The sequence below is a fragment of the Anaerotignum sp. genome, assembly GCF_030625865.1.
Lineage (GTDB): Bacteria > Bacillota > Clostridia > Lachnospirales > Anaerotignaceae > Chakrabartyella.
The window spans coordinates 26,200-49,013 of sequence record NZ_DAOUQB010000024.1 but is presented as its reverse complement, the minus strand read 5'-3'; the positions used below and the strand labels follow the sequence as shown (position 1 = coordinate 49,013).

21 protein-coding genes are annotated in these 22,814 nt (G+C 38.6%); 15 read left to right on the top strand and 6 right to left on the bottom strand.

The window, feature by feature from the left end:
- Positions 1–163: 163 nt before the first annotated feature.
- Both argH and P9Q65_RS08560 read right to left on the bottom strand, forming a co-directional pair.
- On the bottom strand, positions 164–1,543 hold the full coding sequence (gene argH, locus P9Q65_RS08565) for an argininosuccinate lyase (protein ID WP_304508979.1): 1,380 nt from the start codon (positions 1,541–1,543) through the stop codon (positions 164–166).
- Positions 1,544–1,652: 109 nt separating this feature from the next.
- Positions 1,653–2,870 (bottom strand): argininosuccinate synthase, encoded by a 1,218-nt coding sequence (locus P9Q65_RS08560; RefSeq protein WP_330695312.1) that lies wholly within the window; start codon positions 2,868–2,870, stop codon positions 1,653–1,655.
- 359 nt (positions 2,871–3,229) lie between these two features.
- Between P9Q65_RS08560 and P9Q65_RS08555 the strand changes: the two genes are divergently transcribed.
- Together P9Q65_RS08555 and wecB are read left to right on the top strand one after the other, a co-directional pair.
- A complete protein-coding gene (locus P9Q65_RS08555; RefSeq protein ID WP_304508978.1) occupies positions 3,230–4,108 on the top strand; it encodes a fumarylacetoacetate hydrolase family protein in 879 nt (292 codons plus the stop codon).
- 37 nt (positions 4,109–4,145) lie between these two features.
- Positions 4,146–6,029 (top strand): non-hydrolyzing UDP-N-acetylglucosamine 2-epimerase, encoded by a 1,884-nt coding sequence (gene wecB / locus P9Q65_RS13445; RefSeq protein WP_330695311.1) that lies wholly within the window; start codon positions 4,146–4,148, stop codon positions 6,027–6,029.
- Positions 6,030–6,160: 131 nt separating this feature from the next.
- Here wecB and ychF read toward each other — a convergent pair whose 3' ends face one another.
- Both ychF and P9Q65_RS08540 read right to left on the bottom strand, forming a co-directional pair.
- Positions 6,161–7,258 (bottom strand): redox-regulated ATPase YchF, encoded by a 1,098-nt coding sequence (gene ychF / locus P9Q65_RS08545; RefSeq protein ID WP_304508977.1) that lies wholly within the window; start codon positions 7,256–7,258, stop codon positions 6,161–6,163.
- A gap of 88 nt (positions 7,259–7,346) precedes the next feature.
- Positions 7,347–7,514, bottom strand: coding sequence for a hypothetical protein (locus P9Q65_RS08540; RefSeq protein WP_304508976.1), 168 nt, complete (start codon positions 7,512–7,514; stop codon positions 7,347–7,349).
- Between the two features lie 131 nt (positions 7,515–7,645).
- Here P9Q65_RS08540 and P9Q65_RS08535 point away from each other — a divergent pair, with 131 nt between their 5' ends.
- The 12 genes from P9Q65_RS08535 (at position 7,646) to P9Q65_RS08480 (ending at position 20,650) form a co-directional block, all read left to right on the top strand.
- On the top strand, positions 7,646–8,035 hold the full coding sequence (locus P9Q65_RS08535) for a YhcN/YlaJ family sporulation lipoprotein (RefSeq protein WP_304508975.1): 390 nt from the start codon (positions 7,646–7,648) through the stop codon (positions 8,033–8,035).
- A 353-nt stretch (positions 8,036–8,388) separates the two neighbouring features.
- Positions 8,389–11,148 (top strand): S-layer homology domain-containing protein, encoded by a 2,760-nt coding sequence (locus tag P9Q65_RS08530; RefSeq protein ID WP_304508974.1) that lies wholly within the window; start codon positions 8,389–8,391, stop codon positions 11,146–11,148.
- Positions 11,149–11,611: 463 nt separating this feature from the next.
- Positions 11,612–12,484 (top strand): radical SAM protein, encoded by an 873-nt coding sequence (locus P9Q65_RS08525; RefSeq protein WP_304508973.1) that lies wholly within the window; start codon positions 11,612–11,614, stop codon positions 12,482–12,484.
- Positions 12,485–12,508: 24 nt separating this feature from the next.
- The gene (locus tag P9Q65_RS08520; protein WP_304508972.1) at positions 12,509–13,312 is read left to right on the top strand and encodes a hypothetical protein; all 804 of its coding nucleotides are present in this window, start codon (positions 12,509–12,511) and stop codon (positions 13,310–13,312) included.
- Positions 13,313–13,636: 324 nt separating this feature from the next.
- A complete protein-coding gene (gene spoIID / locus P9Q65_RS08515) occupies positions 13,637–14,557 on the top strand; it encodes a stage II sporulation protein D (protein ID WP_304508971.1) in 921 nt (306 codons plus the stop codon).
- Positions 14,558–14,599: 42 nt separating this feature from the next.
- Positions 14,600–15,307 (top strand): M23 family metallopeptidase, encoded by a 708-nt coding sequence (locus P9Q65_RS08510; protein WP_304508970.1) that lies wholly within the window; start codon positions 14,600–14,602, stop codon positions 15,305–15,307.
- Between the two features lie 132 nt (positions 15,308–15,439).
- Positions 15,440–15,964 (top strand): O-acetyl-ADP-ribose deacetylase, encoded by a 525-nt coding sequence (locus P9Q65_RS08505; protein ID WP_304508969.1) that lies wholly within the window; start codon positions 15,440–15,442, stop codon positions 15,962–15,964.
- Positions 15,965–16,781: 817 nt separating this feature from the next.
- The gene (gene hpf / locus P9Q65_RS08500; protein ID WP_304508968.1) at positions 16,782–17,327 is read left to right on the top strand and encodes a ribosome hibernation-promoting factor, HPF/YfiA family; all 546 of its coding nucleotides are present in this window, start codon (positions 16,782–16,784) and stop codon (positions 17,325–17,327) included.
- Between the two features lie 139 nt (positions 17,328–17,466).
- Positions 17,467–18,054 (top strand): thymidine kinase, encoded by a 588-nt coding sequence (locus tag P9Q65_RS08495; RefSeq protein WP_304508967.1) that lies wholly within the window; start codon positions 17,467–17,469, stop codon positions 18,052–18,054.
- Entirely contained in the window at positions 18,051–18,620 is a 570-nt protein-coding gene (locus tag P9Q65_RS08490) for an HD domain-containing protein (protein WP_304508966.1), read from the top strand. Before P9Q65_RS08495 ends, P9Q65_RS08490 begins: the two co-directional genes overlap by 4 nt.
- A gap of 26 nt (positions 18,621–18,646) precedes the next feature.
- Positions 18,647–19,993, top strand: a complete 1,347-nt coding sequence (locus P9Q65_RS08485) for a TrkH family potassium uptake protein (protein ID WP_304508965.1) — start codon at positions 18,647–18,649, stop codon at positions 19,991–19,993.
- A gap of 12 nt (positions 19,994–20,005) precedes the next feature.
- Positions 20,006–20,650: a potassium channel family protein gene (locus tag P9Q65_RS08480; protein WP_304508963.1), complete on the top strand. Its 645-nt coding sequence runs from the start codon at positions 20,006–20,008 to the stop codon at positions 20,648–20,650.
- A gap of 284 nt (positions 20,651–20,934) precedes the next feature.
- Here P9Q65_RS08480 and P9Q65_RS08475 read toward each other — a convergent pair whose 3' ends face one another.
- Positions 20,935–21,972 (bottom strand): tyrosine-type recombinase/integrase, encoded by a 1,038-nt coding sequence (locus P9Q65_RS08475; protein WP_304508962.1) that lies wholly within the window; start codon positions 21,970–21,972, stop codon positions 20,935–20,937.
- A gap of 67 nt (positions 21,973–22,039) precedes the next feature.
- Positions 22,040–22,414: a helix-turn-helix domain-containing protein gene (locus P9Q65_RS08470; RefSeq protein ID WP_304508961.1), complete on the bottom strand. Its 375-nt coding sequence runs from the start codon at positions 22,412–22,414 to the stop codon at positions 22,040–22,042.
- A gap of 181 nt (positions 22,415–22,595) precedes the next feature.
- On the opposite strand from P9Q65_RS08470, the gene P9Q65_RS08465 reads away from it, so the two are divergent.
- Positions 22,596–22,805 carry a hypothetical protein gene (locus P9Q65_RS08465; protein ID WP_304508960.1) on the top strand — a complete coding sequence of 70 codons (210 nt, stop codon included), beginning with the start codon at positions 22,596–22,598 and terminating at the stop codon, positions 22,803–22,805.
- Positions 22,806–22,814: the final 9 nt, after the last annotated feature.

Below are 22,814 nucleotides of genomic sequence, written 5' to 3'. Positions count from 1 at the left end.
CGCATTTTCTCTTCATAAGTCCAATTTCTTCTTTTGGTTCCTTTAGGAACTCCCATAATAGCACATCCTTTCAAAATAATTATAAAACAAAAAGTAGGCAAGGTGGTCATATTCCTTGTCTACTTTCATTTTACAACTTCACTTAGCAGGTGGTTGTAATTATTTATACTAAAGAACGAAGATAAGCCTTATTTGCTTCGATTGCCATGGTGGTTACCGATTTTGCGGGGCCGCCAATTACGTTTCTAGCTTCAACACACTGTTTTACGGAGATTGCGGCATAAACGCTTTCGTCAAATACAGGGGAGATAGCTTTATATTCTTCCAGAGAAAGGTCATCCAGATTGGTGTTGTTTTGGATGCAGTATAAAACCAGTTTCCCAATAATTTCATGGGCATCACGGAAAGGAACGCCTTGCTTTACTAACCAGTCAGCTGCATCTGTGGCGTTGGTAAAACCGCCTTTTGCTGCCTCCAGCATATTATGCTCACGTACGGTAACCGTTGCAATCATATTGGTGAAGACAGGCACGCACATTTTTATGGTATCTATGGCATCAAACAATGCCTCTTTATCTTCCTGCATATCCTTATTGTAAGCCAAAGGTAAGCCCTTCATGGTGGTCAAAAATCCCATAAGGTGACCATATACTCTGCCTGTTTTGCCGCGGATTAATTCAGCCATATCGGGGTTTTTCTTCTGGGGCATAATGCTTGAACCTGTAGAATAAGCGTCATCCAATTCGATAAAACGGAATTCGTGGCTGCTCCAGAGAATAATTTCCTCGCAGAAACGGCTTAAATGCATCATCAAAATGGACAGATCAGAAACCAATTCAATACAGAAATCACGGTCGGAAACACCATCCATACTGTTTTGCGTAATCGCAGAAAACCCTAATTGTTTAGCAACAAATTCTCTGTCTAAGGGGTAAGTTGTTGTGGCCAAAGCACCACTGCCCAAAGGGAGTACATCGGTACGTTTATAGCTATCCGCCAAACGGTCATAGTCACGCTTGAACATTTCGATATATGCCAAAAGGTGATGTGCTAAGGTGACAGGCTGGGCTCTTTGCAGGTGGGTATAGCCGGGCATAATGGTTTCCGTGTGCTTTTCAGCCAGGGAGTTCAAAACTGTCATCAGTTCTTTTACCAAAGCTTGAATTGCTTTGATTTCTTTTTTGGTATACATGCGGGTATCCAAAGCCACTTGATCGTTTCTGCTTCTACCTGTATGCAAGCGTTTACCTACATCGCCGATACGGCTGATTAAAATGGATTCCACGTTCATATGGATATCTTCTGCTTTTTCGTCAAAGGTTATATGGCCATTTTCAATATCCGTAAGAATTTCCTGCAAGGTTTTTATAATCAAATCCGAATCTTCCTTAGGGATAATGCCCTGTTTGCCAAGCATTGCTGCGTGAGCCATACTTCCAGTGATATCTTCATGATACATACGGCTGTCGAAGGAAATAGAGGAATGGAAATGGTCGGTAAAGCTATCGGTGGATTTTGTAAAGCGACCGCCCCAAAGTTTCATATTTATGCATCCTTTCTTATTAAAAAATGAAAGAGCCTTGTCCCAAACCCGATCAGTCTTTTAAAGACATTTGGGTATGGGGCAAAGCCCCAAAGAAGGTTTCCTGATTTTATTTATTTTCGTTGTTCTGCATCATCATTGCACGAACTTTTAAGGGCAGACCGAACAGGTTGATGAATCCGTCTGCATCTTTATGATTATACAACTCGCCCGTTGTGAAGCTTGCCATAGATTCATTATATAAGCTGTAAGGAGATGTGGAGCCTGCGGAAATAATATTTCCTTTGTACAGTTTCATTTTTACAGAGCCTGTTACAGTGGCGTTTGTAAAATCAAAATAAGCACTGAGAGCTTCTCTTAATGGGGTATACCATTCGCCGCTGTATACCAATTCTGTGAATTTATTGCTTGCAACTTCGTTAAAAGCCTGTGTCTTTTTATCTAAGCAAAGATATTCTAATTCACGATGTGCATAGTAAAGAATGGCGCCGCCGGGAGTTTCATATACACCACGGGATTTCATACCTACAACACGGTTTTCGCAAATGTCTGTGATGCCGATACCATTTTTTCCGCCAATTTCATTCAGTTTTGTCAATAAAGCAACGGGAGCTATTTTTTCGCCGTTTACTGCCACAGGTACACCTGCTTCAAAAGCAACGGTTACATATTCAGGTACATCCGGTGCTTCTTCGGGAGAAACGCCCATCTGTAGAATATGTTTGAAGTTTGGCTCGTTTGCGGGATCTTCCAATTCCAAACCTTCATGGCTCAGGTGCCAGATATTGCGGTCACGGCTGTAGGAATCATCTTTCTTTACGGGGAAAGGAATGCCTCTTGCTTCCAAGTAAGCCATTTCATCTTCGCGGCTTTCCATACCCCATGTATCCAATCTCCAAGGAGCGATGATTTTCAGCTCGGGGGCCAAAGCCTTGATTGTTAATTCAAAACGAACCTGATCGTTTCCTTTTCCTGTTGCGCCATGGCAAATTGCAGTTGCGCCTTCTTTTTTTGCGATTTCAACCAATTTTTTAGCGATAATGGGTCTTGCCATGGATGTACCCAAAAGGTATTTGCCTTCATAAACAGCATTTGCTTTGATACAAGGGTAAATTGCGTCTGTGATGAATTCTTCTGTCAAATCTTCTATATAAAGCTTGCTTGCACCGGTACGAAGCGCCTTTTCTTCTAAGCCGTCTGTTTCTTTGCCCTGACCAACGTCACCGCAAACAGCAATTACTTCTGCATCATAGTTTTCTTTCAACCAGGGAATAATAACGGAAGTATCAAGACCGCCGGAATATGCCAATACAATTTTTTCTTTCATAATTATTTTATCCTCCTTATATTTCAAAAATGAATTCCAAATGAATAATATAAATGAATTATACATAATGAAAGAATAGAATGCAATAGAAAACAGCAAAAATAAAAACAAAAGAGAATTTTTGTCTATTAGTCTTAAAATGCCTCTTTTCTGCAATAAAGTTTTGTCAAATTTTAATGGGATTAATGAATGGGGGAAGTATATTTATGCAAAAATCGAGAGGGGGAAGTATCTTATATGCATGTGTATACTTTTTGAAACTTAGGAATGTTCTTTGCTTTGTACATATTTTATGGTATGATGTATACTAGAAGTAAATTCGTTTACGAAAGAAAACGGAAAAAAGGAGGGTGTTTGATATGAGGGTTTTAACATTTAAACGTGGTGGCAGAGTAGAAGTCGGTGTATTGAAAAATGATGGTTTGGAAATAGTGCCTGTAAATTATCTGGGCTGTACTGCACATAATATGAATGAATTTTTAGATTTGATGACACCGGAAAAAGAAAAAAAGTTAGAGAAAAATAAGGAATTGATGCGGGGTATCCCTGTGAGAGAGGTAAAGATCATTTCTCCCATTCCCGTTCCCAAGCAGGATATCATTTGTCTGGGGATTAATTATTATGCCCATGCGGAGGAAGCTGCGAAGTTCCATGATGAAGCATTTGGTGGGGAAAGACCGGTTCCCATTTATTTTTCTAAGCGTGTAAATCTTGCTGTTTCCGATGAAGAGATGATTGATGGCCATTGGGACATCGTGGATGGCTTGGATTATGAGGTTGAGCTGGGCGTAGTCATTGGCAAGGATGCAAGAAATGTTTCCCAAAAAGATGCCTTTGATTATGTTTTTGGATATACCATTATCAATGATTTTAGTGCAAGAAATTTACAGACTGCGCATAAACAATGGTATTTTGGAAAAGGCTTAGATGAGTTTACAGCCATAGGGCCTTGGATTGTGACGAAAAACGAGTTTGAGAATCCACCGGCGTTGGGGATTCGTTGTTTTGTAAATGATGAGTTAAGACAAGATAGTAATACAGCCATGATGATTACTGGCATTGCAGAAGTGATTAGCCAGCTTTCTCAGGGCATGACGCTGAAGGCAGGTACTATGATTGCTATGGGTACTCCCGCAGGGGTTGGCATGGGCTTTGATCCTCCCAAATTTCTGCAAAAAGGCGATGCGGTAAGATGCGAAATTGATGGCATTGGTTCCATTACAAATTACATTAAATAAAAGCTCAAATTAGATATAAAGGAGCGCGGCTCGTACAATGAATAAAATTAAAGTAATGAGTGTTTTCGGAACAAGACCGGAGGCAATCAAAATGGCCCCCCTTGTGAAGGAATTGGAAAAAAATGAACAAATAGAAAGTATTGTTTGTGTTACAGCACAGCACAGAGAGATGCTGGATCAGGTTCTGGAGATTTTCGATCTCAGACCTGCATACGATCTGGATATTATGCAGACACGCCAAACACTGGCTGGAATTACCACGAGGGCGTTAACGGGGCTGGAAGAGGTGATCTCCAAGGAGAAACCGGACATTGTTTTGGTACATGGAGATACCTCGACTACCTTTGCGGGGGCGTTGGCAGCTTATTATAACCAAACAAAAGTAGGCCATGTGGAAGCGGGATTGCGTACCTATGATAAATATCAGCCATTTCCTGAGGAGATGAATCGTCGGTTGACAGGGGCATTGACGGATTTGCATTTTGCACCTACCCCCTTGGCAAAGGAACATCTCTTAAAAGAAAATATTGATGAAAACAGTATTTTTGTCACGGGAAATACGGTGATTGATGCGTTATCTCACACCATTGAAGAAGAATATACCTTTTCCGTGGAAGAGTTGAATCATATTGATTTTCAAAACAAACGTGTTATCGCTATGACTGCCCATAGAAGAGAAAATCTTGGGGACCCTTTGGAAAACATTTGCCGTAGCGTTAAGCGTTTGGTAGAAGAATATCCCGATGTAGAGGTTGTTTATGCGGTACATAAAAATCCTGCGGTAATGGAACCGGTGCATAAAATCCTTGGTCAGATGGAAAGAATACATTTGACGGAACCCTTGGATTTAAAGGATATGCATAATTTAATGTGCCGATCCTTTCTTGTTTTGACCGATAGCGGCGGTTTACAAGAGGAGGTTCCTTCTATGGGCAAACCGGTTTTGGTTCTGCGAAATGTTACAGAGCGGCCGGAAGGAGTGGAAGCCGGGACGCTAAAGCTTGTGGGAACCAATGAGGAAGCCATTTATGTTGCAGCCAAGGAGCTTTTGGATGATCAAGGGGCATATGAAAAAATGGCACAAGCGAAAAATCCTTTTGGTGACGGTCAGGCGTCAAGACGTATTGTGGAAAGTATTTTGTTTGTCTTTGGAAAAAGCGAAAATAAACCTGATGAATATTATATTTGTAACAACTCCAAAGAAGAGGAGGAACAACCTATGAAGGAAGAACGCATGGCAATTTTGAATATGCTGGAAAAAGGAATTATCAATGTTGATGAGGCAGAGCGATTATTAATTATATTGCAAAGCAGCTCAGGAATTGATAAAGATGGAATCAGTAAAACCGTGGGTGATGCTCTAGGTAAAGCTGGGGAGGCATTAAACTCTGTAGCCAAAGCGGTAGGAGAAAAGGCGGAAAAAATTCAGCCAATAGTAAAAGATATGGCGAATAAGGCTTCTGAAAAGGCTGAGGATTTTGAACCTAAAGTAAGAAGTACGGCGTTCCGTATGGCAGAAATGATGGATGGTTTCAAGACGGATGTAAAAAATTACCGTGAGAAAATGAAAGAAAGAAAAAACAGAGATTACGCTGAGGACTGGACTGACGAGGATGAAATGGAAGAACAGGAAGCAGAGACCGCCCCTGTAGACAATACCCCTTCAGCCGAAGAAGAAGAATATGCTAGAAATGTTGAGTCGGTTCTTAATTCGTTACAAATGCAGTTGGAGCAAATTGATGATGCGGAAAGTTTTTTGAAATCCACCCTGGGGGATTATGATGCCGATTTGTTGGAGGAAGATGAAGAAAACAAAGAAGCAGAACAGGTTGCAGAAGAGCTGGTAGAAGGGGAAAGTCCCAAAGAAGAAGTTTCTTCTGATGAGACCCAAAAAGATAAAAATAATGAAGAAGCACAGTAACTTATTCATTTAAAATAGTCCGTGAGTAAACGATAATCATATAAAAGATGGTTATCGTTTTTTTATTGCCTTTTACAAAAGAAACCCCTATTTTCTTATGAAAATAGGGGTTTCTATAGATTTTTTAAAAATTAAACATTAAAGCGGAAGAGAACAACATCTCCGTCTTTGAAAACATAATCCTTGCCTTCAGAACGAAGTAAGCCTTGTTCTTTTGCCGCTGTATTGGAACCGGCATGTACTAAATCGTTATAGGCAACAACTTCCGCACGAATAAAGCCACGCTCAAAATCACTATGAATTTTGCCTGCCGCTTGGGGCGCTTTTGTTCCGTTTACAATTGTCCAAGCACGAGTTTCTTGAGGCCCGGCAGTTAAGAAGCTGATCAAGCCCAGAAGTTTATAGCTTGCGGCAATCAGACGGTCAAGACCACTGGTTTCCACACCCAATTCTTCCAGAAATTCTTTTTTATCCGCTTCGTCTAAATCTGAAATTTCCTCTTCAATTTTTGCGCAAAGTACAAATACTTCGCTACCTTCAATTTTGGCATATTCTCTCACTTTTTCTACGAAAGGATTGCTAGCACCGTCATCAGCCAAGTGATCTTCCAGTACATTGGCTGCGTATAATACGGGTTTTGAAGTGAGCAACGTAAGGGTTTCTACAAAAGCTTTATCTTCAGGGGTATCAAATTCCATTGCTCTTACAGAAATGCCCTGTTCCAAAGCGTCTTTCAATTTTTGCAAAATATCCATTTCATGCTGTAAGGATTTATCTGCTTTTGCCATTTTTCCCGTTTTTGCAATTCGGCGATCTAAAATTTCTAAATCGGAGAATACTAACTCCAAATTGATGGTTTCAATATCTCGAATGGGATCAACAGAACCGTCTACATGTACCACATTGGCATCCTCGAAACAACGGACAACGTGGACGATGGCATCGACTTCACGAATATGAGAGAGGAATTTATTTCCTAATCCTTCTCCTTTGCTTGCCCCGCGAACCAAGCCTGCAATATCAACAAATTCGATTACTGCGGGAACAACTTTTGCGGATGTGTGCATTTCAGCCAATTTTGTCAAACGTTCATCGGGAACGGTTACTACGCCTACATTAGGGTCGATTGTGCAGAATGGATAATTTGCCGCTTCTGCTTTTCCCAATGTCATTGAATTAAATAAGGTACTTTTGCCCACATTGGGCAGACCTACAATACCGAGTTTCATGTTATTCTTCCTTTCCATGGGTTTCGCTCATACTGAAATCATTATAACGAAAAGGCAATGAATTGGCAAGGAAGAAGTAAGGCAGACATTATTTTTTTCCTAGGAAAGCAGCAAAAATTGTTAAAAATAAAAATAGAATACTACCAAAAATACAAAATTTTGCTGCTTCGTTTTTTGTAATATAAATTCCGTTTTCTGGTGAAGCATGAATATCCTTTACAGCAATACGATAATGGTTTCTCGTTTTAGACTCCATGAATTTTCCTCCTTCGTATTTAAAATAAGTATACCCTATTTTAGGGCAAAATTCAAAAATTTCAGCCATAAGTTGCTTTTCATAAATCTTTGTTTTCATGACATACTAAAGAAAAAGGGAGGCGGCGAAAAATGTGGAAAAAACTGAGTGCTATTATATTATCAATATTAGTTTGCAGTGGATGTTCTCCAAAGGTAACAGAGAATAATTTGGCTGGAGCGCATTTAGTCAAGGCAGATGAAATGTTAGGTGAAAAAACGTTTCAGGAGCGAGCATTAAGCATTAAAAATCTGCTACATCAAATTAATGGGATTTCTGGAAATGCGGTAGTTGTTGAAGGGCATACGGCAATTATTGGTTTACGCATAGAAGAGGGAATGGAGGATGATGCCACCAGAATTATCCGGGAAGCGGATAATGCTGCACGGCAGGCGGATGAATATATTAATAATACGTCTATCACCACCAACCAAAAAATTGTTTCTTTGGTGGAAGAGATGGAACGAAAACGAGCAAAATAAATGAAGAAAATTGAATTCCAAAAGGTTAAAAAGCCTCAGCTTTTGTAATTTCTTGTCAATAAAAATTACAAAAACTGGGCTTTTTTAAAAAAAATAAAGAGCCAAATTTTTATTAAATATGTGGTAATTTATTCCTCAATAATAAAAGAAAAAAATGTCCACTATTTTCATAAATGTGATACTTTTGGTGTTTATGGTAAATTTGTAAGAAAAAAAATTCCTTTTTCTGCTAATTTGTAAGCAATTAATAAATCCTTAAGATGGAAAGGTCTAGGCATGTCTTAAAATATATGTTAAACTTGTGATTAAGAGTAAAATATGGAATCTCCAAAAGAATATAAGGGGGTAAATTCATGAAAAAGAAAATGGCACTGGCTTTGGCAGCGGTGATGGCATCTTCCTGCATGGGAGTGACAGGATATGCCGCAAATTTTAAAGATATCAGCGATGTCCCATGGGATGGCGCAAAAACAGTCATTAATAGCGTTGCCGATTTAGGATTGTTAAGCGGATATGAGGATAACACATTCCGTGCAAAAAATAACGTTACATATTGTGAAGCAATCCAAATGTTATATTCTGTTTTAGTAAAAACTGGAACAGCGAAACAGATGGATGCATCGGTACAATACAAATATACTTCTTTTATGCAATCATATAATATTCCAACTTGGGCACAAAGTGCTGTTTCTTACGGGTTGGAAAACAGTATTATTACCACAGCAGATGTGGCAAAGTTTATGAGTGGCAAAACCAGTAATCTTGCTACAAGAGAAGACGTTGCAAAGATGTTTGGTAATGCAATGGCAGTACGCTACGACATAGATAGAGATACACAGGCAGCCAAAAAATTTAATGATTCTTGGAGTATTTCTTCCGATTCCATTATTTTAGTCGATCTTTTGGCACGTCTTGAAATCATAAGCGGGGACAACAACAATAATTTTAATCCCAAAAATAATATTAATCGTGCAGAAATGGCTGTCATGCTGAATAAAGCCTACGAAATATTAAAAAATGGAACGGAGACCACAGGAACGATTACTGATTTTGAGGGAAGTGGCAGTACCTATAAACTGACTATAAAAACAGATAGCGGGGATTCATTGTTTTTTTATGCGGTGCCTGACCTTGTAAAGGTTTATAATGGAAACACCAAGCAGGAATTGTCTCTATCACGTTTAAAGTCTGGGGATAAGATCAGTTTTACTTATAATAGTGGTTCTTTGGAAACAATACGTGTGCAAGAAGGATCTACCATGCAGGAAAAATATAATATCACAGGTTATATCACTTCTTTAAAGAGTGATGTAATTACTATTGAGAATGATAATACCGGAGAAAGTGAAAAATTAGATTTTGCAAGTGGATGTCTGTTTTATTTAGATAACAAAAGTGTTCGAAGATCAGAACTGGAAGAAAAATTAGACGAAAACAATGATAAATATGCTTATGCAGGCATTAATACCAAAACCACCGTTGAAAAAGGCAAAGACAGCAGCGGATACACAACCCAGGTGGAAAAGACTACTGTTACAGAGGTTTATGTGACTTTTTCGGAACAATATACAAGAACGGGTACTGTAGAAAATATGGAAAATACCTATATTACCTATAGCCCCACCGACTCAAGTGCTACCAATATGATTTATTTTGATTCTGCATGTAAATTTTACAATAATGATAAGTCTGTTTCTTTGTCACAGTTGAAGTCTTTGGCAAACAGCGGAACTGTTTATACTAAGGTTACGGTAAACAAAGAAGGAAAAGCAACAAAAGTAGTAGTATCTGAGGAAAGCTTTACTGCTGACAACAATACTTCCGTAACAACTTATAAGGTGAAGAATTTTACGGATTCTCAAATGATTTTGGGAGTAGGCGATGACAAGATAACTTATAAATTTGGCTCTACAAACCCTGTATCCAATATTACTTTTTACAAGTGGGATGACGATGACGAAGAGTGGGTATCGTGCAAAATTTCCAATGCAGAAAGCTACTTTGATACAAACGATAGAAATGATGAAACTGTCTATTCCTGGGTGTTATTTAACAGCGGGGGGAAAATAAATAAGGTATATTTGTCTACAAAAAAATCTGCATGGGCATCCGGCGATGACTCCGTCGCAGAGAGGAAGGCGGAGATTGCTTCACTTTCCGGAAATACTTTGAAATTTAAAAATTCCTCTGTGTCCTATACTTTATTAGACCAATATAATGTAAAAATTAGTGAGGATAAAGATGTGGATGCCATTACTGGTACGGATTCTGACGGAAATACGGTAAAATATCCTCTAACTGTTCTAGGCTCTAAAGTAAGTTCTTTAACAGTATTTAAAAAGATGGCAGAATCCAGCGGGGTTACCCTTTATGCAGAGATTAAGGCTGACAGCAAAAATGTGATCCAGTCTATTGAAGCAAGACCGACTTCTGCCATCGGCAAGTTAGATTCTTACGATATTGATGAAAGAGAACTGATTCTTATAACCAGTGATGGTAAAAAAATCACCTTTACCACAAAAAGGAAGCCATCTACAGGAACGGATGATTATACCTACGAGGATATTGGAACATCGGGCTATGTAGGTTCTACTCTCAAACTAAGCTTTGATAGCGATGGCATTGTGCAAAAAATTGCAGTTAATGAAAATGCCTATGAAAAAGGGCTTATTGATGAAAAAGGGACTGCGGAATCCGCTGAAAACGGTTTGAAATTTACGGGAAGTTCTAAAGTTTACGGATGGATGAGCCGCTCGGATACAGAGGTTCATAATTTTAGTATGACAACAACTTCTTTGGACCGTGTAAAAGAGGCAATAGATGATGAAGATATTACTATATATGCAGAAGTGAGTTTAACAGAAAAGGATATGGTTGAGCGAATTAACGTTTATACCAGAGCTGCTGAGGGCGCCTTCCAGGAATATGATGAGGATGACCACACATTACGAATTCTCACAGCAGATGGCCATAAATTTACGTTTAATACCGTTAATAAGCCAACGATTAGCATCAGCGGCATTGATACAGATAAATTGAATGACTTGGCAGTAGGCAAAACTGTAAAACTTACGTTTAACAGTGATGGCTTGTTACAGTCTGCGAAAAAATGATTTAATTAAGTAAAACCCCTCTGTTTCTTTGGTAGAAATACCACAGCAACAGAGGGATTTTTGTTTGAGAATAAAATATTTTTAAAATAAAAAAACAAGGGCGCAAAAGCTGCCCTCGTTTTCGATTATCAAAGATAATCTCTCTTTTTTGCTTCGTATATTGTAACCCGCCAAATATTGACAAGGAATGGGTGTGCCGAGAATACTCGACCCTTGTTATACTTATTGGATTAAGATGCAAAAAGCAAAAATATCCAAGGACAAAAACAACCGGAAGGATGCATTTTTATTCAAGGTTTCCTTTGCTCAAACCACCGTAAAACAATATACAAAAACCAAAAGTACAAGCTTTATTATATTCAAAATTATGTTATCTGTCAATTGTAAGAAATGGGTATTGATAATTTCATGGGAATCCCTGTATAATAGATAAAATAGTACGATGATAGGAGTTGATGATATAATGAGATATGAAGGAACGGTATACAGACCACCAAGTGAAGCTGGAAGTTTGATTATTCAGCTTACCATTGGCTGTGCCAGAAATACCTGTACGTTTTGCAATATGTATAAAGACAAAATCTTCCGTATTCGCCCCTTAGAAGAAGTGGCGGAAGATCTGGAAATGGCAAGAAACTATTATAGCCGTATTAAAGTGCGTCGAATTTTTCTTGCAGATGGGGATGCACTGATTGTTAAGACCAAAGATTTGCTGTATATTATTGACAAGTGCCACGAATATTTTCCTGAAGTGGAACGTATTTCTGTTTATGGTGCGCCAAAGGATATTTTGAATAAAACCCCGGAAGATTTACGCCTTTTGCGGGAAGCCGGCTTGGATATGGTTTATATGGGGCTGGAAAGCGGCTCGGATGAGGTTTTAAAAGATGTGAAAAAGGGTGTTACTGCCGCTGAGATGATTGAGGCTGGGGTAAAAGTCAGAGAAGCGGGGATGACCCTTTCTATGACTGTGATTTCCGGGTTAGGCGGAAAAAAATATTGGAAGGAGCATGCTTTGGGCAGTGCAAAAGTTATTTCTGCAATTAAGCCCGAGTATGTTGGTTTCTTGACATTAATGGTGGAACCCGGCACGGAGATATACGATCAGGTGCAAAGAGGTGAAATTAAACTTTTGGACCCCCAGGAAGTTTTGGATGAGACAGAATTGTTTATTCGCAATGTAGATGCAGAAGGCACCATGTTCCGTTCAAATCATGCATCGAATTATACTGCTTTAGGCGGTACATTAAATCGAGATAAAGAAAAAATTTTGGCGCAGATTGAAACCAGTCGCCGTCGGAGTACGTTCCGTCCCGACAGTTTTAGAGGCATCTAAGTTTGCAGTTAAGGAGAAGGTAATATGGCGTGGTTGGGCTTTGTCACCTTGATAATAATATATTGGTGTATTTTTATTTCCGCTACGTCTGGCAGGTGGGGATGGACCGTTATTTGTATATGGTTAATGCCTATTTTTGCAATGACAATTACCTATGAAAGCGGTTTGGAAATTAACGGCTTAATGGTATTAATTTGTATTGTGATGTTTTTGGTTTGCCGACGTTCACTGCTGGATGTAAAGATGTGGAATACGAAGCTTAGAAAGCGACACAGCATTGTATTTGGTATGTTATACGCAATTTTGTTCGCCATGTTCTTGTATTCTTTTGCAGAAGCGCAAATTCAAGGATATATGTTAAATGTGCAAGGATGGAAAAGTGATCGGTGGAATATTTGGACTATGCTGCTAACGTTGGCGCCGATGTTGGCAGTGAATTGGGTATTTGCCCAAATGGTATTTACAACAATAGAGCGAATATATTGCAAAAAAAAGGAGCTTACCCTCTTGTCGTGCCAATTTTATATTGCCAGTGAAAGCGGTGTGGAAAAAGGAATTGGAAAAGGTTATTTTTTGGAGGGAATCCAAAATGGTATTACCTATCATTTTAGAATGACTCGCCGTACTTTTTATATGCTGCAGAAAGAGCCGATATTAAACCTTAAGACAAAAATCGGACTTTTTGGCGGGCAGTATATTACGGAATTGGATAGTTCTCAATTTTTAAAACGGGTACGCAGAATTGATAGGCGGGATGCTAAGATTGGTATCATTGGTTGCATTTTTTTTACGGCACTGGGAATCTGGCTATTTTGGTTTAAGATTTAACGGTTTCATGTTGGTATGATCAAGGGAACCACTGGTAAAATGTTTGTTACAATTGAAAAGCCCAAATTGCAGAACACATTGGGAGTGATGCAGTTGGGCTTTTTGTATGTTTCATTATATTTGTTTGGAGTTTAAGCCTATTATAAGATTATTTTTTAAGATGACACTATGAAAATGCCAAATGACATAAAAAATATTTAAACCCAACGCCTTTAACATGAGTTTTCAATGGGTTTCAAAAAGCTTATTTTGCAGCACAACTTTTCGATGAAAAGCATGGAACTTCTTTCTCGTTCATATGTTGGAAGGAGAGGAAGTGAGCGTATGGCAAAGAAGCTTTTGGCAATCCTATTTGGATATATTATATTAGCGGTGATTATTCTTCCGTTGTTGATTACCATGCTTTGGGGAGGATTTTCTCCAGAAGAGGTGAAGGAAGCAAAAACGCTAATTGGAATTGAGGATGTGTTTTCGCCAGAACTAGAGGAATATATTGTAGGGGTAGTTTCTGCAGAAATGCCAGCATCCTTTCCTGAGGAAGCATTGAAGGCGCAAGCTGTAGCCGCCCGCACCTATCAAGTGCGAAAAATGCAGGAGGTGGGTTCAGAGGAAGTGCTTTATGATGTAGGACAAGCTTATAATTCTGTTGTAGAACAAAAGAAAAAATGGGGAGAAAATTATATTGAAAATGCAAATAAAATCCGAAAAGCGGTAAAGGAAACCCAAGGGGAAATTATGGTTTATGATGGTGAGCCGATTTTGGCGGTATTTCATGCGCAAAGTGCCGGTAAAACAGAGGCATCCGAAAATGTATGGACCAGTGCTTTGCCCTATTTAAAAAGCGTTGATAGCGAAGAGGATAAAAATGCACCCAATAATGAGTATACTTGTACCATTTCAGCAAAAGATGTTTGGGATAAATTGAAAGAATATGGAGAATTGAATGAAAATGAAGGAGAGTTAGCGTTTCATATTATAGTAAGATCTGAAGCGGGTTACATTCAAAAAATAAGGGTAGGCGGCTTAATTCTAACGGGCAAAGAAGTTCGGGAGGCACTGGGGCTGCGCAGTGCAAATTTTGAGGTGGAGCGACAAGGAGATTGTTTTGTATTTGTAACCCATGGTTATGGTCATGGTGCAGGAATGAGCCAATATGGTGCATCTTTTTTAGCAGAGGATGGCATGGATTATCGGGAAATATTATGTCATTATTATCAGGGGATTTCGTTTGAAAATATTGCATAAAAGCCAAAAAGGCTGGCAACAATAGCCTTGGAGGTGCAAATAATGAGAAATAAAGAAAAAAGAACATTAATGTGGACTACAACAATTTGCGGATGCCTTTGCTTATTAGCAGTTGGCGCAGGCGTCGTCTGGCAGGCAATGGACTATAAAAAGACAGTGCCGCAGGCAACGCAGTCTCAGTTAATGGAGAGTGAAGTGGATGTGGGAGATTTACAACCTGTTACCATAGCCCAAACTCCTACGGTAGACGAGACCAAGCAGCAAAAACAAACACAGAGCAATGAAGAAAATACGCCCCCTGCTACCCAGCCAGATTCCACTCCCAAGACGGAAACGTCAGAGCCTGTTTTTGATTATCCTGTTCAGGGGGAGGTTGTAATGCCCTATAGTGTCGATTGTGCCATTTATGACCCGACCTTGAATCAGTATCATACCAATGACAGCATAAGTATTTCTGCCGATGCAGGGGAAGCTGTGAAAGCTTCGGAAAAAGGAAAAGTAAAGGAAATTACAAAAGATGAAGAGCAGGGAAACAGCGTTATAATTGAGCATGATAACGGTTGGCTGACTACATACAGTCAGCTGGCGGATGATATTTCCGTTAAAGTCGGCGAGACTGTAACAAAAGGACAAACAATTGGTACGGTAGGTGAACCTACAAAGTATACGGTTGCGTTAGGTAGTCATGTGGAATTTGCAGTTGAAAAAGACGGAGAAACTGTGGATCCTGAAAAGACGGTTCAGGATTAAGGATTCTACTCAATGCAGAAGAAAATATGTAAAAAAATAGTTTTTTGCAAAAATGCCTTTACGAACTTTTAGAAAACAGCTACAATGAACCATAAAGGAATAGCTGTTTCCAGAGATAGGGGGGTTATGGATATGCAACGTTTTTCTATCATAAAAGGAGATATCGTAAAGGCAAAAACTGACGCTATCGTAAATGCAGCAAATACGTCCCTTTTGGGGGGCGGCGGCGTGGATGGTGCAATCCATCGTTCTGCCGGGGCAGAACTTTTAGAAGAGTGTAAAGCCCTTGGTGGCTGTAAGACCGGTGAGGCAAAAATTACAAAGGGCTACAAACTTAAAGCCAGCTATGTCATTCATACGCCAGGTCCTATTTGGAGAGGTGGTAAATGGGGAGAGGATCAGTTGCTTGAAAACTGCTATAAAAATGCCTTGTCCCTTGCCAAAGAAAATGGGGTAAAAACCATTGCGTTTCCTTCAATCAGTACTGGTGTGTATCGTTTTCCTGTTGAACGTGCGGCGAAGGTTGCAGTAAGAACCATATGTGAGTTTTTACAGAAGGATTCTTTCTTTAAACAGGTGGTAATGGTTTGCTTTGATGAAGAAACGAAAGAGGCATATTTATATGCTATGGAAGAATATAAGAGAGCTATGAAGTAAGAAGAATATAAATCTGCAAATCGTTTTGGGCAGACAGCAAAAACAGCTGTCTGCTTATTTTGATTGATTAAATCCTATCAGCCTTGATGGTGTAATTTTTTTACTATGCTTAAATGGAAATGGAGCCGAGCAAGGTGATCGAGGGGTAACAAAGGATGGCAAAATGAAAATCTGTGGGATTGTAGCAAGCTATAATTTTTCATAATACCCTATTTGGAGGATGTGAATTGAAAAAAATTTTTCGTGCAAAATGGAGAAAAAGCGTTTGACAAACGAAAAAATTCTGTTCAAAAAATAAGAAGAACAAATATTTGCGAACAGAGATAAAAAGTTTTATGTAGAGCTGGTGTCGAAACACAACATTTTTTAATTTGTGAATTTTGTGGAAAACAGCATTGTTTTTTCCACAATAAAAATCCTTTCATTTCAAGTTATACACAAAGTTATACACATTATCCACAGGAAGCCATGGGTACAACCTGTAGAAAAAAACAAGAAGTGCCTTATTTTGTCGAAGAAAAAAAATACTAAAATTAGGACAAATTATACTATAATTCGAAATTAGCTTTAGAGAAAAATAATTTTTTGTAAACCGAACGCCGAGAATGTACACTTTTTTTGTGTTCTTTCCAAAAAAAAAGTTGGGAAAATAAAAAAATATAGAATTTTTTGTTTTTTTTCTTCGGGATAAAAGGATTTTTTCTTTTTATGGCGAATTATAATATTATAAAAGGGTAGCCTTTTATATATCCTCTTTAAAAATTAAGAGGAAATGGAACAAGATCCTGCTAAGGGATCACGAAGGGAGTTGTTGTTTATGTTATATAACATCATCGGAAAGAACATTGACGTATGGGACAAAACAAAGGAATCCGTAGAGCGCAAGATGGATCGTATTAAAAAGCTGTTTCCTGAGGATGCTGTAGCGACCATTACTTTAAGTTTGGAGAAGCTTGTTTCAACCGTAGAAGTGACGATTCCTATGAACAAGAGAATAATTCGCGCAGAAGTAAGTGATTCAGATATGATGGCTGCTTTGGACAAGGCAGTGGATATCTTAGATTCACAGATTGTTCGTTATAAAAAACGTATGCGCACAAAGGTACGTCAGAATTCAGACAACTATTTGGCAGAATATCAGACAATTTTGGTTCCGGAGACTGATTTGGATGATGATCCTCTGTACAAAATTGAAAGGATAAAGCATTTTGAAGTAAAGCCCATGGATGCCGAAGAGGCTGTTATGGAGATGGAATTGATTGGACACAGTTTCTTTGTTTTCCGCAATGGGGAGACTGACGAGGTAAATGTTGTTTATAAGAGAAAGAATGGATCCTATGGTCTAATTGAACCGGAATTCTAATTTTATGAGTGAACAGGGATGATGTTTTATCCCTGTTTTTTTTTACGCAGAAAATTCCAGGAAAGAAAAAACTCGAATTTTCTTGGTGTTTATGATATGATGAAGAACGGAAAAATGGAAATACTAATGGAGGGTTAATATGGCTAAGTTGTATTTTAAGTATGGAGTAATGGGGAGCTCAAAATCGGCGCAGGCGTTGATTACAAAGTTTAATTATGAAGAACAAGGAATGCGAGTTTGGCTGATTAAGCCTGCAAGAGATACAAGAGATGGTTTAAATGTCATCCGGAGTCGTATAGGCTTAGAGCAAACGGGTGATGCTATAAAAGAAAATGAGGATTTATTTGCAGTTTTTCAGGCACGGGAAAAAGAATTTTATGAAGTCGTCATTATTGATGAAGCACAATTTTTAACGGCGGAACAGGTAGACCAATTAAGAGAAATTGTGGATACATACCATGTACCTGTTCTTTGCTTTGGACTAAGGACGGATTTTCGCACAAAGCTTTTTCCGGCAAGTGCCAGATTATTCGAGTTGGCAGATTCTATTTCTGAATTAAAGACGGTTTGCGCATGTGGCAAAAAGGCTACGGTTAATGCCAGGTTAGACCAGGAGGGTCATGTTGTGACGGAAGGCGAGCAAGTCTTTTTGGGAGGAAATGAAAGTTATCGACCCATGTGCTATCGTTGTTGGAAGAAGGCAATCAAAGAGGAGTCGGGAAAATGACAGAAAAAGAATTTTTTGATTTTATTCATGTTGCAGAAAATTTAAAAAATAATACAAGACACTCGGTAACAAGCCAGGGAAGGCCAGAGAGTGTGGCAGAACACAGCTGGCGTGTTTCGTTAATGGCGCTTTTGTTGGAGGATGAGATTGTTGATGCGGATTTCAACAAAATCATACGAATGTGTATCCTGCATGATTTGGGAGAGGCAATTACAGGAGATATTCCATCCTTCTTGAAAACGCAGGCGGATTCTGTTTATGAAGATAAGATGGTTTTTGGACTGATGGATACCTTACCCCAGCCTCAAAGAGATAAATTTAAGACATTATTTGAAGAAATGTTGACATTAGAAACGAAAGAGGCTAAAATTTATAAAGCTTTGGACAAGTTGGAGGCGGTGATTCAGCATAATGAAGCGCCTATTTCCAGCTGGTTGCCTTTGGAATATGAATTAAATCAGACTTATGGCAGGCTAGAAGCAGAAAAGGCGGATTCCGTGTTATTGCGTCTGCGTTTGGCGGCGGTAGAGGATACAAAAAGAAAAATCGAAGCAGAACGCCCTTAGGCCAATGAATGGGGGAGATTGTTTTTATGAAAAAGTATGGAAAAAGACACTTGCGTCTCTCCAACTTACAAATTGTTGCATTAGGCTATTTTTGTGTAGCCGTGATTGGAACGATATTGTTATTGTTGCCTATTTCCACCATGGATGGAAGTTCTACACTGCTGGAGGCAATGTTTACCGCTGTTTCCGCTTCCTGTGTGACGGGGCTTGTGTTGGTAGATACCAGTACCCATTGGACCTTGTTTGGTCAGACGGTGATTTTGTTTCTCATTCAAATCGGTGGTCTGGGATTTATGACCATTGGTGTGCGGTTTATGTTGCTGGTTCGACGTAAAATAAGCTTACGTGAGCGTGAGGTAATGGTAGAAAGCATTAATGCATACCAATTAGGCGGAATTGTAAAACTGGCAGGAAAAATTGTTACGGGGACTTTTATCATTGAAGGAATTGGGGCGGCACTGTTGGCCATTCGTTTTATTCCTGAGTTTGGATTTACAAAAGGTTTATTTTACAGTGTATTTCATTCGATTTCTGCTTTTTGTAATGCCGGGTTTGACTTGATGGGAATAAAAGAACCCTTTGGTTCCCTGGTGTTTTATTCTGATGATATTTTGATTAATTTTACAATAATGGCTTTGATTATTATTGGCGGTATTGGTTTTTTTATATGGGAAGATGTCTATAATCATCGTTTGAAGTGGAGACGATATTATTTGCACACAAAAATCGTATTGGCCACTACAGCTATTTTGATATTTGGCAGTGCATTTTTGTTCTTTATTTTAGAGCGTTCCGCAACAGGGGTTGGGATACCCATGAAAGAGCGTGTTTTAACGGCCTTGTTTCAGTCCGTTACTTGCAGAACGGCGGGGTTTAATACCATTGATACCGCTGGGATGAGTGAAGGAAGCAAGTTGCTGTCAATGCTTTTAATGTTTATTGGTGGTAGCCCCGGGTCAACAGCGGGGGGGATCAAAACCACAACTTTTGCTGTTTTGATACTATATATGATTTCAGGGGCAAAACGAGAAGTTCATGCAAATGTTTTTGGAAGAAGCCTTATGGTGGATGCCTTGGGAAAGGCAGTTTCTATTTTTACAATTAATCTGGGGGTTGCTTTGATCGGAGCCTTGCTCCTTTGTGCGATACAACCCTTTTCAGGGATAGATGTGCTGTTTGAAGTATTTTCGGCTATGGGAACGGTGGGATTGTCCACGGGACTCACCAGGGAGCTAACGGCTGCTTCGGCTTGTGTGATTACGTTATTGATGTTCCTAGGACGAGTGGGAAGTGTTTCTTTGGCATCGGCCTTGTTGGAAAAAAAGGCAAAACCCCCCGTTACGTTACCTACAGAGAAAATTATTATCGGATAAAGGTGAGATGATATGAAAGCATTTTTAATTATTGGCATGGGTTCTTTTGGGCACCATTTGTGTCGAAGCTTTGAGAAACAGGATTGCGAAATCATGATTGTTGACCAGAAACAAGAGAATCTTGAGGATATGCTTCCGTATGTTACCAGTGCTAAAATTGGAGACTGTACCAACCCTGATGTACTGCGCAGTTTTGATGTTTCTTCTTTTGACGCTTGTTTTGTCTGCATGGGTACAAATTTTCAAAATAGTCTACAAATTACGAGTTTGTTAAAAGAAATGGGAGCAAAAAAAGTTTACAGTAAGGCAGACGAGGATATACAGGCGAAGTTTTTAGTGCGTAATGGTGCGGACGAGGTTATTTATCCTGAAAAAAATGGTGCGGATCGTGTTGCTGTTCGGGCAAGTTCTGATAATATTTTTGATTGTATTGAAATTTCAGATGGTTTTTATATTATGGAAATACAGCCGTTGCTAGAATGGATTGGGAAAACCATTAGTGAACTGGATTTTAGAAAACGATATCATATGAATATCATGGCAACAAAAATAGGGGAGCAAATTTACCCTATGCCTCGGGTTGACTATACTTTTCATGCCGAAGAACACCTTATGGTATTAGGACATATTGATGATATTCGTAAAGTGATTAAATAAGAAAGATGATTTTATTTCCATAAAACAATTGCATTTGTTTTGGCAAGAACAAGACAATGAGTATTTCAAGTATGACGTTTTATTTCAAAATCGGTGGAAATTATAAAAAAACTATGTATCATAGCAAGTTTTTCCTTTAAAATTATAGAAAGCTTAAATCTTTGTTAAATATTTTATGATTTTTTACGCCTGTAAAAATGGAGAAAACATTGATTTTACAGGCAATTAACAAGCTGTATAAATGGATGAATATTTATGAATTAGTAACACGCTAGTAACAAATATCATTCCAACAGGTCAATATTTTTTAGCAATTCATCAAGCTGTTTATGGGTGTATGTGCCATCTGTTATATCTTGTGTACTATGCCCCATAATTAGCTTTGTAGCGAGCGAATTAGCCCCAGCCGTATTCATTAAGGACGCAAACGTATGACGACAATCATAGGGCAAATTATTCAATCCTAAGGCTACTATGGTATCTTGCCAAAGGTTGTCTCTATATCCACCTACGGTAATATGCTTGCCTTGGCTTTCAATCAAATAAATTTTACTGTCACTATATCGTTTTTCGATTAATGGCAGTATTTTTTTGTGGATAGGAATAATTCTGTCCTTTCCTGCCTTGGTTTTCGAACCACCCACCATATACCGCTCTTCTAAAAACACATCTTCTTTCTTCATTTTCAATAATTCATTCGGGCGCATCCCTGTATAAATTAACATGAGGGCAATGTCCATATTTGGTACTTTGTCCACATTATTCGCAATTAACTTTATTTCTTCATTGGTAAACGCCTTGTGTTTTTCCGATTTCTGTTTCGTTTCCAATGTGATAAATTTAGCATAATTCTTGTTGCAAATATCTAACTCTATGGCAATATCAAATATCTGATTTAACAATGTCCTAATATGGTCTTTGGTTTGCCGTTTTCGGTCTAGGTTGTCAATTAACTCCTGGAAGTGGTATGTTTTAAGGTCAATTATTTTACAATCCCACAGGGGCTTTAAATGCTTGTAGGCGGCATTGTAAATATCATTGCCTGATTTTGATATTTTGTCAAAGCGTCGTTTTTTAAATGTTTCGTACATATCCGCAAGAGTAGTATTCCTCGCTTCAATGTCGTATGGATTCTTATTGAATTCCGCTAAAGCCGCCAAGGCTTCACTTCTTTTCTCGTAATACCCGATAATTTGATACACTGGGTAGGACTTTTTCTTTTCCTTATTCTGTTCAAACCCTACTGTTTTTCTTGCCACAAATGGCTTTCTTCTGTTGCCTTGCAGCTTATAGACGGAGCCATATCCGTTTGGTAGTTTCATTATATCATCCTCCATCTACCCTACCATAAGGTAGGGTAATTTTTTCTACGCTTAAATTTTTCAAATTTTAAGACGTTTCTTTCCAATTGTCCTGTTCCTCATACGGCTCTTTCTCTAATAAATCCATATCTAAGATACAGCGAACCTTGTTTCGAGTCCTTATATCTGCGGATTCATAAACCCCAGCCACTGCCAGCGTGTCAGGGGAGAAGGTGGGCTGGTCAATTGGTTTTTCCTCTTTATATTTGTTTGTTTCAAATAAATAATCAGGATTAATTTCCAAAATTGAAATCAATTTTTTTATTTTTAATAAATCCGGCTCTCTATTTCCTTTTTCGTATCCTGTTAGCGTAGACTTTGCTATGCCTATCTTTTCCGCTAACTGCTCTTGTGTCATTCCTTTTTCTTTTCTTGCCTCCGCAATTTTTTCTCCAAATAACATATTGCATCCTCCTTAATGTATTTAAATTGTACATCATTAAATAAATGGAAGTCAATAAAAAAAGTTTTCAAAATGCAAACATTTTTTAACAAAAGCTATTGACAAGTTTGCAAAATGCAACTATACTGTGATTGGAAGTTGCAAAATGCAAACTTTAGTATATGTGAAAGGAGATGAAAATATGTTTAGAAACCTTGAAGCAGAACAGAAGAGATTAGGTCTTACAAATGCTCAAATGGCCGAAAAACTTGGAATTGCAAGATTTACATATGAATCCAAGAAAAAGAACGGAAACTTCAACAGGGCACAAATCACCGCAATGTTAAATCTTTTCAACTGTGATTTTTTCTATCTGTTCGAGCAAGAAGTTACCGACAACAAAGCGTCTTAGAAAGGAGGA